The following is a 13,094-nucleotide window of genomic DNA, read 5'->3' as shown; positions in this document are numbered from 1 at the left end:
CATGGATGGCGGAGCCCAAGCGTCACATGGATGTGCCGTAAGGAGCGTGTTTTCGCAACTCGTATGCCCGGTCAGCTTGCACCGAAGCCTGTTATTTCTTAGAGCCAATCGTTCAGCATAATCCCAAGCCCGAACCGCTCAACCCGATGATTGTAATCAATCAGACTCTCACCATACCCGTTGTAATACTGGAAGAAGCCCTTGAGCGTATCGCCAATAGGGAAGCTATAGCCAAATTCCACAGATGTGCGGTTATCCGAGCGTAAGTTGTTCATAAGTTGCAGCGAAAATGTCCTGTCCTCTGCAAGCTTGTAAACAACGTTGTAGTTTGCGTATCCCAGGTACTTCTCAATGTCTGCATTGTCGTTCTCGCTGGAACTCTCCGGAATCCGATACCAGGGCCTTACACCGAACAGCCATCGGTCATAAGTAAAGGCGGCACCTGCCACGATCCGGTTCCAGCTCCGGGAACGGGGTTCCGATTGGCCGTTGGACTGATGATTAAAGCCAAACGTTAAACCACTGAGCGTCATGGGGCCCAGATCCCAGTTCGTCTGGTGGCGGAGGAAAACTTCTGGCTCGTAATTGGTCTCGCGGAAGGGCGCCGACTCGTCCTGATTATAAACCTGCCAGAATGAACGTTGAGTGTAACCGAACCACAAGGTGGTGCGATCATCCAACCAGCCTGTCAGCATTGGAACCTTGAAGCTGATCTGATACTTGGCCTCCTCATTTTCAAGCTTATAATCGTACGCGGTCGTACCCAACCTGGGGCTGCTCGGTGTTGAGTTGGGGTCGTCCACCCAGGTAATTGGCAGTATGTAGGTCGGGCGATGGCTAATGAAACTACCGGAGAATGAAAACAACGCTTTCTCGGCGGACAAAGATTGATCCACTATGTTGGTCATCACGCCGCTGTCGGGGTCATCCTCGTCGATGACCTCAGCTAACTGCTCCTGACTCCTCTTGTCCGGCGCCAGTGTATCGGCTGCCTGCTCTGCGGCTTCGACATCCTGCTCGCTAGCCTGCTCGCGGGCGATTTGCGGATCGCTGAAAGAGTCGTAGCATGCCAGACGTTGCACACCTTCTCGAATCAGCGCACAGTCTTCAGGAGAGGAGGCTGCCGGGCGGTCGTTTGTCGGTGTGGGTTCCTGCGCAATTGCCAGCGCGGGCCACAGCAGCGCAAGCGCCGAGGCCTTCAATACCCGGGTATCGGGGCGTTTGTTCATACTTGGGGTCTCTTTAAGTTGACTATGCTGCATTGAGGCTGAGCCAGGTACTGGCAATTCCATAAACCCAGACACTGATAAGGGTAATGGCAAGTAAAGAAAAAACGATTTTGTGCCTGAGTTGGTTCGCCGCGTTTGCAGCTAAAATCCAACGTTGGTACATCAGGCCGATAAAACTCAGGAAAACCGCAAGGCTTGCGAACGCGGGTATCAGGAGCCACGCCGGGTTGATACTATGGCCTGTGTCCGTCTGGTTCGAGAACCAGCCCATGGATCCCAACAGGACTGCCAACGCACTGAACTCTATGATTAAAAGTGTTTTGCGCAGTGGGTGCGCAGCGGGTTTCTCCGGGTTGGTCATGAATCGGATCCTGCAAGTTCTGGAGTAAGCTGCCACATGGTAACCGGATGCCATGAAAGAGTCTCCACGCTTACGTAATGGCAATAAAAATGGTGGAAATCAATTTATGTTTTTGCTATTCGGTTTTTTTGCCGGGGTTCAGTCGCTATAATGCGGCAATCAAATATTATAACGCTCTGATGCGAGGTGCATTGTGAAGATGAAGAGAGTCCTGGCTGTCGTATTGCTTGGCTTTGGCATTACTGCTGGCGCCGTTATGGCTAGTGTAGAAGATGAAATCCGCGCGCGCATTCAGCCGGTGGGCGAAGTGTGCCTGCAAGGCGATGAATGTGGTGAGGCCGCTGCTGCGACGGAAACCGCCAGCGCCGGGCCTCGTTCGGGCAGCGAAGTTTACGATGCTGTGTGCATGGCTTGCCATACCACTGGTGCTGCTGGCGCCCCGGTAATCGGGGATACTGGTGCTTGGGCACCTCGCATTGATCAGGGCATCGAAACTCTTATTAGCCACGCTCTCAACGGTTTGAATGCTATGCCTGCCAAAGGCGGCTGTGCGAGCTGCCCGGATGAGGAAATCACGGCTGCAGTGGAACATATGGTGGCAGAGAGCCAGTAAGCGCGAAGTTCTCTCCGTCAAAAAAACCCCGCAACGGCGGGGTTTTTGCTTTTATAGCCCCAGGTCACCGAGAAGAGCGCTTAGCGTCGCCTTGCCTTTTTTCTGGTTGGCTTCCACATCCAGGTCACCAGTACCTTCCCAACGGACGTCGTCCTGGGGAAGCTCATCCAGAAACCGGCTGGGAATGGTTTCGATCTTTTCTCCATACTGTCTGCGCTGCGCAGCGTAGGTCAGGGTCAGGGTTTCTTTTGCGCGGGTAATGCCTACATACATCAACCTTCGCTCTTCTTCGATATTGCCTTCTTCAATGCTGGAGCGGTGCGGCAGAATTTCTTCCTCCAGCCCCAGAATAAATACATGCGGGAACTCCAGTCCCTTGGAAGCGTGAAGCGTCAACAGTTGGACTTTGTCGCTGTCATCTTCTTCTTCCCGTTGCTCCATCATATCGCGCAGAATCAATTTGGTGATGGCGTCTTCTATGCCCAGCTCGTCGGCGGTGCCTTTGCCGTCGTCCAGCATCCGCTGGATCGAGTCCACCAGATACCAGATGTTTTCCATGCGCCGCTCGGCCTGTTTTGGTGTGCCGGAGTTCTGGTGCAGCCATTCTTCGTACTCGATGTCGGTGAATAGCTGCTTGATAACCGGCACAGGGTTTTCGCCGTGCAGCCGCTCACAGGTTGCGTCGACCCAGTGGGCAAAGCGCCGCAGCCGATCCAGACCTTTCTCTGTTACATGGGTTTCTGCGCCCATATCGCTGAGGGACCGGAAAAGGCTGACGTTGCGAGCGCGAGCATAATGACTCAGCTGCTCAAGAGTGCGCGGGCCAATTTCGCGCCGTGGTACGTTCACCACGCGCAGGAAAGCGGCATCATCGTCGGGGTTAATCAACAAGCGTAGGTAGGACATGGCGTCCTTGATCTCGTTTTTCGAGAAAAATGACTGCCCACCTGAAATGCGATAGGGAATCTGATAGGCCTGGAGTTTCATTTCCAATAGCCGAGCCTGGTGGTTACCGCGGTAAAGCACGGCAAAGTCCCGGAACTCTAGTCCTTTCTTCAACTTCTGGTCGAGAATTTCAGTGGCTACGCGCTCGGTTTCGGCATCTTCGTTACGGCACCGGACAATACGGAGCTCATCGCCAATGGTGTGGTCGCTCCACAGCGCTTTTTCAAACACGTGGGGGTTGTTGGCGATAACGGTATTGGCGCTGCGCAGGATGCGTGACGTGGAGCGGTAGTTCTGTTCCAGTTTTACAATTTTCAGGCTCGGGAAATCTTCTTTCAGCTGGGCAAGGTTTTCTGGCCTTGCGCCTCGCCAGGCGTAAATCGACTGGTCGTCATCACCCACAACCGTAAATGCTGCGCGTTCGGCAACCAGCATTCTCACCAGCTCGTATTGGCAAATGTTGGTGTCCTGATACTCATCCACCAGCATGTAGCGGATTCGTTTGCGCCATTTCGCAAGCACCTCAGGATTGCTGCGAAACAGCTGTACCGGGAGCAGAATCAGGTCGTCAAAGTCGACGGCGTTGTATGCCTTCAGGTACTCGCTATAATGTTTGTACACGATGGCAATTCGTTGTTCCCGTTCATCCGCAGCTTTGCTGTATGCTTCTGTTGGTCCGCGCAGGGCATTCTTCCAGGACGAGATGGTCATCTGGACATCGTTGAGTTCATCGCCGGCATCGGCGCTGGCTTCTCGAAGCATCAGGTCTCGTAACAGGGCTTTGGCGTCTTCAGCGTCAAAAATGGAGAAGCCCGGGTGGTAGCCGAGATGAGTATGCTCCTCCCGGATCATGTTCAGCCCGAGATTGTGAAAGGTAGATACGATCAGCCCGCGGGCCAGCTTGCGGTCGACAATCCGGCTCACTCGGTCTTTCATCTCACGGGCCGCCTTGTTGGTAAAGGTAACGGCAGCGATGTGGCGCCCCGGAATGCCAATATCCTCAATAAGATAGGCGATTTTCCGGGTGATTACGCTGGTTTTGCCACTGCCGGCACCGGCCAGCACCAGAAGCGGGCCATCGGTGTAGCGAACAGCTTCGTTTTGTCGCGGATTAAGTTTGTTCACAAATGCACGGCCAGAATGGATTGATACGGGGGAGCTTTCGGCAAGACAATAGTCTACACCAGCCCGGCTGTACCTTGTCGATCTATCGGCTATCCTTTTACAAGAACGGACGTATTGCTCACGCACTCATGGATTCAGCTTAATGACTTTGCCATTGGAAACTGTCGGACATGACCAGCTTCGCGTTCTGCTCCTGACGCCTGATTATGCTGATTTTCTTTGGCTTGCTTCTCTGTTGGCAGGGGATCCTGAGCTGAGCCCGGATTCGACCTGGTGTCCGGACCTGGTGGATTGTGACGACCTTATCCGCAATGCGAAGTTCGATATCATTGTCTGGAACTGCGTATTTCATGGGGGGTCAGAGACCGCTTTTCTGCAGTACCTGGCTGTTGCCAGTGGCGGGCGCCCGGTTCTTGCGTTGAGTGCCGAAACGCCGCGTGAGCGCGCGGAGGAGTTGCTTGCCAGTGGTGCATCGGACTATGTGAGTCGTCAGGAGCTTGATTGCTGGAGTTTTCGCCGGGCGGTCAAGTGCCTCTGGTATCGCGAGCAGTTGGCTAATTCGGCCCACAGCCAGCTGGGCCGGGGAGTCGCAAGCGGCTTTATTAACCGGGATCTATTCTTCGACAGGCTTCAACAGGCACTTCTCAGGGCTCAGCGGGGTAGCTACCGGCTGGCGCTGTTGCATCTGAATATCGATGATTTCCGCAGCATTAATGAGTCTTTTGGCTACCAGAAAAGCGACCAGCTGATGATTATGGTAGCCGCTCAGGTTCGCCGGGGGCTTCGCCGCGTCGATTCGTTGATGCGTATTGGTGGCGACGAGCTGGCCATAATTGTTGAAAAAATTGAAGATTCAATGGATATCACCCAGGTTATACGAAAGGTGGTGAGTGCCCTTGATGAGCCGGTAACGATTGACGGGCAGAATGTGGTGGTCAGTGCCAGCCTGGGTGTGGCTACCTACCCGGAGGCTGGCGACAGCCCGGAAAACCTCATGCGCAGGGCTAACCGGGCGATGTTTGAAGCCAAGCGCGATCCGGGTACCAGCTATCGTTTCTACGATCGCCAGTTGCACATTTCTGCCGGCTATCAGCTCAGGCTTGAGGCAGACCTTCGCAATGCGCTCAGGGGCAATGAACTGGAGCTGTACTATCAGCCAAGAATTGACCTGGCCAGCAATGAAGTTCGTGGCGTTGAGTGCCTGCTGCGCTGGAATCACCCCGAGCGTGGTTTGGTTGGGCCAGATGAGTTTATACCCGTCGCCGAGCGCAGCGGTCTCATCGTGCCTATTGGTTACTGGGTGATCGAGCAGGCGTGCAAACGCCTGCACGAGTCCGCCGAGCTCGGATTTCCCGGGCTGGTTTTTGCCGTTAATCTCTCGTTCCGGCAGTTCCACGATCGTAAAATGACCGAGACCATTTTCCGGATTATCTTCAATGCTAACGTGGATACCAGCTTGCTGGAGCTGGAGTTGACGGAAAGCGCTATGATGCACGATCCCGAATACGCACAGCGCTGCCTGCGCGAGCTGAATCAGCTGGGTATCAGCTTTGCGCTTGATGATTTCGGCACGGGCTTTTCCTCTTTGAGCAACTTGCAGCACCTGCCGATTTCACTGGTTAAAATTGATAAGTCGTTTGTACAGGCGCTGGGCGAATCTGCGGACGCCGAGCATATTATCCGGGCGATTATCAGTTTGGCTCACAGCCTCCAGATCAGCGTGGTTGCAGAGGGTGTTGAGACGGAGAGCCAGCTGGAATTCCTGCGCCAGCAGCACTGTGATGAGATCCAGGGCTACTATTACGCCCGCCCCATGCCGTGGGCCGACCTTGTACAATTCCTGAACAAGCGCGGTCAGGCCGCTTGCCTGCAACTGTAACCCGCTGTACCTTTGCTGCTTTATCAGAAACGCATCAGACAGAGGTTGCATGAACAGTATCTCCAGGCGCATAGCTGACGAACTCGGCGTACGTGAGCAACAGGTTAATGCCACCGTGGCCCTGCTGGACGAAGGTTCCACAGTTCCATTTATTGCCCGCTACCGCAAAGAAGTGACCGGCTCGCTGGATGACAGCCAGCTTCGCGTGCTTGAGGAGCGCCTGCGCTACCTCAGAGAGCTGGAAGATCGTCGCGGCACTATCCTCAAGAGCATCGAAGAGCAGGGTAAGCTGACCGACGAATTGCGTGCCAGCATCCTGAGTGCGGATGCCAAGAACCGCCTGGAAGATCTTTACCTGCCCTTCAAACCTAAACGTCGCACCAAGGCCCAGATTGCCCGGGAAGCGGGTCTGGAGCCTCTGGCTGACGCCTTGTACGGCGATCCGGGCCTGGCTCCCGAAGCGACGGCTGAAGCTTATATCAATGCGGATGCCGGTGTTGCCGATACCAAGGCCGCACTCGACGGCGCACGATATATTCTGATGGAGCGCTTTGCCGAAGACGCGGAGCTGTTGGGCGAACTGCGGGATCTTATCTGGCAGCAAGGTCAGTTAAAAGTCACCGTGCTTGAAGGCAAGGAAAACGAAGGCGCCAAGTTCCGGGATTACTTCGATCATGTAGAGCCACTGAAGAAAGTGCCTTCGCACCGGGCACTGGCGATACTGCGCGGTCGCAACGAAGGCATTCTTGCCTACACGTTGGTTGTGGGTGATGCCGATGATGATCGCCGCCAGCCACACCCAGCTGAGCAGCGCATTGCAGCGCGCTGGAATATCCGGGACAAGGGGCGGGCCGCCGATAAATGGCTTTCAGAGGTTGTGCGCTGGACCTGGCGGGTAAAACTGTCAACGCAGATTGAGACCGACCTGGTTTCTCAGGTACGTGAGGCGGCGGAAACCGAGGCCATCAACGTGTTTGCGGCTAACCTCAAAGACCTGCTGTTGTTGGCGCCTGCCGGACCACGTCCGACTCTTGGGCTGGATCCTGGCTTACGCACGGGTGTGAAGGTGGCGGTTATCGATGGTACTGGCCAGGTTGCCGGTCATGGCGCTATTTTCCCCCATGCGCCCAAGAATCAGTGGGACAGCTCCATTGAAAAGCTTGCAGCCTGGTGCCGTGAATATCGCATTGAACTGGTCGCCATTGGCAACGGCACAGCGTCCCGTGAAACGGAGAAGCTGGTGGGGGATCTGAGTAAACGTTATCCGGAGCTCAAGCTGGCGCGTATTGTGGTAAGTGAATCAGGTGCGTCCATTTATTCGGCCTCCGAGTTTGCCTCCAAAGAGCTGCCCGATCTCGATGTAACCATTCGCGGAGCTGTGTCCATTGCCCGCCGGTTGCAGGACCCGTTGGCTGAGCTGGTCAAAATCGAACCGAAATCTATTGGCGTTGGTCAGTACCAGCACGATGTATCGCAGGTTCAGCTCTCTCGCAGCCTTGATGCTGTTGTTGAGGATTGTGTTAACGGTGTTGGTGTGGATCTGAATACCGCCTCCACACCCTTGCTGGCGAGAGTGTCGGGGCTCAATCAGACCATTGCGCAAAATATTATTGAATACCGCAATCAGAATGGCATGTTCCACAACCGCAAGCAGCTGTTGAAGGTTTCCCGGCTGGGCGAGCGGACGTTTGAACAGGCAGCAGGCTTCTTACGTATTGCCAGCGGTGAGAACCCATTGGACAGGTCGTCTGTGCACCCTGAAGCTTATGGGGTGGTTGAGAACATTGCAGTAAAGAATAATCGGAAGGTTGAGGGGATTATTGGCGATGCGGCGTTTTTGCGTGGTCTGAATCCGCAGGATTACGTAACAGAACAGTTTGGTGTCCCAACCATCCGGGATATTCTCTCCGAGCTTGAGAAACCGGGCCGGGATCCGCGCCCGGAGTTCCGCTTTGCGAGTTTTGAGGAAGGCGTGGAAACCCTCGGCGATCTCAAGCCCGGCATGATCCTGGAAGGCTCGGTGACCAACGTCACTAATTTCGGGGCGTTCGTAGACATAGGCGTTCATCAGGACGGGCTGGTGCACATCTCTGCGCTGTCCAATACCTTCGTGAAAGACCCCCGTGAAGTGGTCAAGGCCGGAGATATTGTGAAGGTCAAGGTGATGGAGGTGGACATTCCCCGCAAGCGGATTGCGTTGACGATGCGCATGGATGACCAGCCAGGTGAAAAAGCGGATTCAAAGCGGTCTGCGCCTGGGCGCGCATCGGGCGGCCAGGGCGCCGGTAACAACAGTGGCCGGTCGGAGAGTCGGTCTTCAGCCAGGTCATCAGTGCCGGGCCGGAACAAGGGTGCTGATCAGGGTGCCATGGCAGGAGCACTCGCTCAGGCGTTTGCGTCGGCCAGCAAAGGCAAGCGTTAAGCGGTTTAAACTAATTCCATCAGGCGGCGCAGCTCATGAGGTAGCGCCGGTTGCAGCAGGAGTCAATCATGGCCGAATCCCGCCATTCTCTGTTCCGCCAGTTCGCAGCGAGCGACTGGAACGGGTTTCTGAAAGGGGTAGAAAAAGAAGGTTTGCGCGTTGACCGCAACGGGTTCATTGCTCAGACGCCACACCCTGATGCCTTGGGCTCTGCGCTCACACATCCGTCTATTACAACGGACTATTCTGAGGCTTTGCTCGAGCTAATAACGCCGGTTTGCAGCAGCACAGCCGAGATGTTGGAGTCTCTGCGCAACACCCACCGTTTCGTTCAGCAGAATCTGGGCGATGAGGTTTTCTGGCCGGCCAGTATGCCTTGTGAGTTGAATGGCGATGCCAGTATTCCAATCGCGGAGTACGGCTCGTCCAACACGGGCCGGTTGAAGCATGTTTACCGTCAAGGTCTGGCGGTGCGCTACGGGCGCATGATGCAAAGCATCGCAGGTGCTCACTATAATCTTTCGTTACCCGACAGCTTCTGGAGCATCTGGCAGAGTGCGCTGGGTGATCAGCAAAGCATGAAAGATTTTAAATCCGAGCAGTACTTTTGGCTGATTCGCAATTTCCGTCGCCGCAGCTGGTTGCTGATGTTGTTGTTCGGTGCCTCCCCGGCGTTGGATGCGAGCTTTGTTGACGGTGTGCGTCACGACCTCGGGCGATTTGATGAGCGCAGCTGGTTTGGACAGTACGCCACGTCGTTGCGCATGAGCGACCTGGGTTATCACAATAATGCCCAGTCTTCTTTGAACATCTGTTTTAACAAGCTCAGCACCTACACTCAGACGCTGGACAGAGCCATTCATACCAATTGGCCGCCCTACGAAGCCTTGGGTACCAAACGTGATGGTCAGTTTATCCAGATCAATACCAGCGTGTTACAAATTGAGAATGAGTACTACAGTGCGGTCCGCCCCAAGCGCACAGCTCAAAGTGGGGAGAAGCCGATTCACGCGCTTCAATCCCGCGGGGTTGAGTATATTGAGGTGCGCTGCCTGGATCTGGACCCCTTCTCTGCGGTAGGCGTCAGTGAAGCGCAGGTCGACTTTCTGGACCTCTTCCTGCTGGATTGTTTGCTGTCAGACTCGCCGCGAATCGACGATGCGGAATGTGGCATGCTCGATGACAACTACAAAGATGTTGTCGCCAAAGGTCGTAATCGCGAGCTCACTCTTTGCCAGGGCGGCGAACGCACTCCCGTTGGTGATGCAGCGACGGCAATACTGGATCGCCTAGAGCCGCTGGCGGAACTGTTGGATGGCTGGAATGGTGGCGATGTCTACCGTAAGGCTCTCGCTGCCCAGCAGGGAGTCCTGTCGGGTGACAGACAGGTGTGTTCAGCCCGGGTTATCGATGCCATGCAGTCTGCTGGGCTCGGTCACCGGGATTGGACCATGGAGATGGCGCTCGCACATCAGAATGCACTCCGGAAGGAAGGTATGGACGCAGGTGTGGAAGCTGCCTATGTCGAGGCGACCCGGGACTCTCTTGCGGAACAGAAGCGGATTGAGGACTCTGATACGCAGGAGTTCGGCGATTTTCTTGAGCAGTATCTCCGCTCCTGACGGGCGTGCTTCACAGAAGCCCAACAAAAGTTTGTCACTTCCTGACGCTGGTGTTAACGTCGGCTGCATCAGCATAAGGGAGAAGTGGCATGGCAAGGGATATAAAGCTGGGCTGGGATGTTGAGGCACTGAACAAGGCCTATCGCCAAGGCTACATGACAGCATCCATGGGTATGGATAAAACCCGCTGTCCCTATCGCGGCGAAGTCGTTGTAGCTGCCTGGGAGGCTGGTTGGGATGACGCTGGTGACGCTATCCGGGAAAAGCGTGCCATGGATGATGATCTGTTTTCCCGGATTGCCTGAAGTCCATTATTTCTGCACGACAAATTCCGTAAACAGCACACCGGTAATCGCTTCGCCGGTTTGCTGTTCCTCCAGCACCCCGTTGATTCTTGATTGCGCTTCTTCGCGCAGAGCCTTCTGGCCATCCAGTGTCGTCAATGTTGCAGTATCAGTCTGTTCACCAAACAGCATCACAAGCTCGTGGCGCAGTCTTGGCATATGGGCTACAACGGCGGTGCGGGTGGTTTGATTCGAGGCTCTCAGTGTCACCGCTGCTTTCAGGTAAGTCAGCTTGCCACCCGGGCTGCCAACGTGGGTTACGAACGCTGGCTCCATGGCAATATAGTCAGTAACGCCTGATTCTTCATTAGTTTCCTTGTCAGCGTTGGTGGTTTCTTCCGCCCAGGCCGTAGGGAGCATTGAAAATAGCAGGAATAAGCTGAATACAAGGAATTTTGGCTGAGGTGTCATAAGCTTGCAGTTCGTCATGGTTTAGGGTTTAGTGACAAAATCAGCAGCGTTTCCGCCGGATAAACCGAGAATAGCAGGCCCGACGGAGCATTTGTGGAAAACCGGGGAAACTTTGTGAAAGGAAGAGCAGTTTTTGCAGTTGTTTTTGTAGTCTGTGCCGCGCTTTTGAGCGTGGCGTATTACATGGAACATTTTATGGGGCTAGAGCCATGTCCTTTGTGCTGGCTGCAACGGTTTGGCTTCATGGGTGTGGGATTGGTTAGCCTGGTGGCAGCGTTGCATGGCCCTGGTCAGCTGGGGCTTCGGGTATACGGCCTGTTGCTTGCAGTAACGGCAGGTGCGGGTCTGGGTGTGGCGGGGCGACAGTTGTGGTTGCAAAGTTTGCCTGCTGACCAGGTGCCCGCCTGTGGGCCCTCGGTGGATTATATGCTTGATGTGCTGCCCTTGGCAGACGTGCTGACTACAGCGCTCAAAGGCACCGGCGATTGTGCTGCTGTGGTTTGGCGTTTTCTTGGGCTGAGCATTCCTGGCTGGACCGCTGTCTTTTTTACTTTGCTGGTGATTGTGGGTCTGGTGATGCTTTTTCATCGGGGAAAGCCAAAAGGCTGGATCGCTGGCTGAAACGGTTGCGGCAGGCAGCGGGCATGGGGTAACTTAATCCTCACTTAACAAATATCAGCGTCAGGCCTGAACGGCCGGATTATCAAGTGGAGAACAGGCGTCATGTTGGAAAATTGCCGAAATGCCAGGGAGCGTTGGGGCGGCGTCAGCGAACTCATCGACCGTTGGCTAAAGGATCGACAGGAGCTGTTGGTTCATTACTGCGATTTATCCGGAGAGAGCGATTTTTCGCAAACAGAAGCCCTGAAGCAAAAGTTCGTCCGGCTTTGTGAAGTGCTGGTGGATTATGTGTCTACGGGTCACTTCGAGATATACGAACAGTTGGTCAGAGAAGCCCGGGAATTCAATGATGGCGGGCTTGAACTGGCGGCGAAGGTTTATCCGCGCATTGAGCAAACAACAGAAGTGGCGCTTAACTTTAATGACAGGCTGGGTGAAAACGAGCTATCTGAACAGGATATAAAAGCCTTGTTTGATGAGCTTTCCCGCTTGGGTGAGACGCTCGAGAGTCGTTTCGAGATGGAGGATTTTCTGATTGAACACCTTCACAACGTACATGCCGACAAAGTAGCCCCCGCCTGAATCTGGTCAGAGCAACTACAAAAAAGCCTCAGCAGCGGTAACGCTGGCTGAGGCTTTTTTTATGGCTTCAGGCAAGCTGAAGCACATTTTTCTTAGTTGGCGTCTGGGTTGATAGCCAGCAGCTCCACGTCAAACACCAGGGTCTCGTTGGGACCGATAGCTCGGTTGCCACCAGGGCCGTAGGCCAGGTCCGACGGGATATAGAGCTTGTAGCGGGCGCCTTCGCTCATTAGCTGCAGACCTTCAGTCCAGCCTGGAATAACCTGGTTCAGGGCAAAGCTTACCGGCTCACCGCGTTCACGGGAGCTGTCAAAAACTTCGCCAGACAGCAGTTCGCCAGTGTAGTGAACCTGCACTGTGTCAGTGTCAGCGGGTTGTTCGCCATTGCCTTCTTCCAGTACTTCGTACTGAAGTCCGGACTCTGTTGTCTCGATACCATCGCGCTCGGCATTTTCAGCAAGGAAGGTTTCTCCGGCATCCAGGTTTTTCTGGGCCAGTTCTTCCATCTGTTTGCCTTGCTCTTCCTGCAGAGTTTGCTGGTACTCCATCAGAGCCTGCTGAATTTCCTCACGGCTCATACGCTTGGTTTCCTCATCGCCGGCGTGGCCATGCTGAATGCCTTGAAGAAACTGATCCATTTGCAGGTTCGGCAGGTCGTTATTCATCCGCTCACCGAGTACCAGGCCCATGCCGTAGCTGACCTTTTGGTCAGTGGAATCCAGTTTCGGGTCTGCTGGAGCCTCTGGAGGAGTTGAGCAGCCGGCAACAATGCCGGTCATCGCCAGTGCAAGCAGCGTTTTTTTCATTACATCGTCCTTTTGGGTCAGTAAGAAGTGGGCGATAACCCACGTATTGTGTGTTTCAGAAGGGAAACGGTAACGGGTTCAGAGCGCAGATTCCACTGAACTTCTGTTAAGGACTCACTGGCACTCGGAACAAC

At 54.7% G+C, this 13,094-nt stretch carries 12 protein-coding genes; 7 read left to right on the top strand and 5 right to left on the bottom strand.

Annotated features, from left to right (window positions below):
- Window positions 1–98: 98 nt before the first annotated feature.
- Both Q4606_RS10265 and Q4606_RS10260 read right to left on the bottom strand, forming a co-directional pair.
- Complete coding sequence (locus Q4606_RS10265) at window positions 99–1,229, bottom strand: phospholipase A (protein WP_303607454.1); 1,131 nt, start codon at window positions 1,227–1,229, stop codon at window positions 99–101.
- A gap of 22 nt (window positions 1,230–1,251) precedes the next feature.
- On the bottom strand, window positions 1,252–1,590 hold the full coding sequence (locus tag Q4606_RS10260; RefSeq protein ID WP_303597075.1) for a hypothetical protein: 339 nt from the start codon (window positions 1,588–1,590) through the stop codon (window positions 1,252–1,254).
- 199 nt (window positions 1,591–1,789) lie between these two features.
- Between Q4606_RS10260 and Q4606_RS10255 the strand changes: the two genes are divergently transcribed.
- Window positions 1,790–2,203 carry a cytochrome c5 family protein gene (locus tag Q4606_RS10255; protein WP_303607453.1) on the top strand — a complete coding sequence of 138 codons (414 nt, stop codon included), beginning with the start codon at window positions 1,790–1,792 and terminating at the stop codon, window positions 2,201–2,203.
- 51 nt (window positions 2,204–2,254) lie between these two features.
- Here Q4606_RS10255 and rep read toward each other — a convergent pair whose 3' ends face one another.
- A complete protein-coding gene (gene rep / locus Q4606_RS10250; protein WP_303607452.1) occupies window positions 2,255–4,273 on the bottom strand; it encodes a DNA helicase Rep in 2,019 nt (672 codons plus the stop codon).
- A 142-nt stretch (window positions 4,274–4,415) separates the two neighbouring features.
- Here rep and Q4606_RS10245 point away from each other — a divergent pair, with 142 nt between their 5' ends.
- The 4 genes from Q4606_RS10245 to Q4606_RS10230 all read left to right on the top strand — a co-directional run bounded on the left by Q4606_RS10245 (window position 4,416) and on the right by Q4606_RS10230 (window position 10,501).
- The gene (locus Q4606_RS10245) at window positions 4,416–6,152 is read left to right on the top strand and encodes an EAL domain-containing protein (protein WP_303597078.1); all 1,737 of its coding nucleotides are present in this window, start codon (window positions 4,416–4,418) and stop codon (window positions 6,150–6,152) included.
- Window positions 6,153–6,201: 49 nt separating this feature from the next.
- Window positions 6,202–8,574: a Tex family protein gene (locus Q4606_RS10240; protein WP_303607451.1), complete on the top strand. Its 2,373-nt coding sequence runs from the start codon at window positions 6,202–6,204 to the stop codon at window positions 8,572–8,574.
- 68 nt (window positions 8,575–8,642) lie between these two features.
- A complete protein-coding gene (gene gshA / locus Q4606_RS10235; protein WP_303597080.1) occupies window positions 8,643–10,196 on the top strand; it encodes a glutamate--cysteine ligase in 1,554 nt (517 codons plus the stop codon).
- 89 nt (window positions 10,197–10,285) lie between these two features.
- Complete coding sequence (locus Q4606_RS10230; protein WP_303607450.1) at window positions 10,286–10,501, top strand: hypothetical protein; 216 nt, start codon at window positions 10,286–10,288, stop codon at window positions 10,499–10,501.
- 6 nt (window positions 10,502–10,507) lie between these two features.
- Here Q4606_RS10230 and fliL read toward each other — a convergent pair whose 3' ends face one another.
- Window positions 10,508–10,951, bottom strand: coding sequence for a flagellar basal body-associated protein FliL (fliL, locus tag Q4606_RS10225; RefSeq protein WP_303597082.1), 444 nt, complete (start codon window positions 10,949–10,951; stop codon window positions 10,508–10,510).
- Window positions 10,952–11,065: 114 nt separating this feature from the next.
- Here fliL and Q4606_RS10220 point away from each other — a divergent pair, with 114 nt between their 5' ends.
- Both Q4606_RS10220 and rsd read left to right on the top strand, forming a co-directional pair.
- Window positions 11,066–11,572 (top strand): disulfide bond formation protein B, encoded by a 507-nt coding sequence (locus tag Q4606_RS10220; RefSeq protein WP_303597083.1) that lies wholly within the window; start codon window positions 11,066–11,068, stop codon window positions 11,570–11,572.
- Window positions 11,573–11,674: 102 nt separating this feature from the next.
- Window positions 11,675–12,154 carry a sigma D regulator gene (gene rsd, locus Q4606_RS10215; protein WP_303597084.1) on the top strand — a complete coding sequence of 160 codons (480 nt, stop codon included), beginning with the start codon at window positions 11,675–11,677 and terminating at the stop codon, window positions 12,152–12,154.
- A 92-nt stretch (window positions 12,155–12,246) separates the two neighbouring features.
- Here the strand turns inward: rsd and Q4606_RS10210 are convergent, their stop codons facing one another.
- Window positions 12,247–12,960, bottom strand: coding sequence for an FKBP-type peptidyl-prolyl cis-trans isomerase (locus tag Q4606_RS10210; RefSeq protein ID WP_303597085.1), 714 nt, complete (start codon window positions 12,958–12,960; stop codon window positions 12,247–12,249).
- Window positions 12,961–13,094 lie beyond the last annotated feature (134 nt).

Origin of the sequence: Marinobacter sp. 1_MG-2023, assembly GCF_030549045.1 — a bacterium.
Classification (GTDB): Bacteria; Pseudomonadota; Gammaproteobacteria; order Pseudomonadales; family Oleiphilaceae; genus Marinobacter.
This window is presented reverse-complemented; position numbering and strand designations above follow the sequence as displayed.

Coding starts and splice junctions, on each gene's coding strand:
- Q4606_RS10265 (WP_303607454.1), bottom strand. CDS start 1,229: ATGAACAAACGCCCCGATACCCGGGTATTGAAGGCCTCGGCGCTTGCG.
- Q4606_RS10260 (WP_303597075.1), bottom strand. CDS start 1,590: ATGACCAACCCGGAGAAACCCGCTGCGCACCCACTGCGCAAAACACTT.
- Q4606_RS10255 (WP_303607453.1), top strand. CDS start 1,790: ATGAAGAGAGTCCTGGCTGTCGTATTGCTTGGCTTTGGCATTACTGCT.
- Q4606_RS10245 (WP_303597078.1), top strand. CDS start 4,416: ATGACTTTGCCATTGGAAACTGTCGGACATGACCAGCTTCGCGTTCTG.
- Q4606_RS10240 (WP_303607451.1), top strand. CDS start 6,202: ATGAACAGTATCTCCAGGCGCATAGCTGACGAACTCGGCGTACGTGAG.
- gshA (WP_303597080.1), top strand. CDS start 8,643: ATGGCCGAATCCCGCCATTCTCTGTTCCGCCAGTTCGCAGCGAGCGAC.
- Q4606_RS10230 (WP_303607450.1), top strand. CDS start 10,286: ATGGCAAGGGATATAAAGCTGGGCTGGGATGTTGAGGCACTGAACAAG.
- fliL (WP_303597082.1), bottom strand. CDS start 10,951: ATGACACCTCAGCCAAAATTCCTTGTATTCAGCTTATTCCTGCTATTT.
- rsd (WP_303597084.1), top strand. CDS start 11,675: ATGTTGGAAAATTGCCGAAATGCCAGGGAGCGTTGGGGCGGCGTCAGC.
- Q4606_RS10210 (WP_303597085.1), bottom strand. CDS start 12,960: ATGAAAAAAACGCTGCTTGCACTGGCGATGACCGGCATTGTTGCCGGC.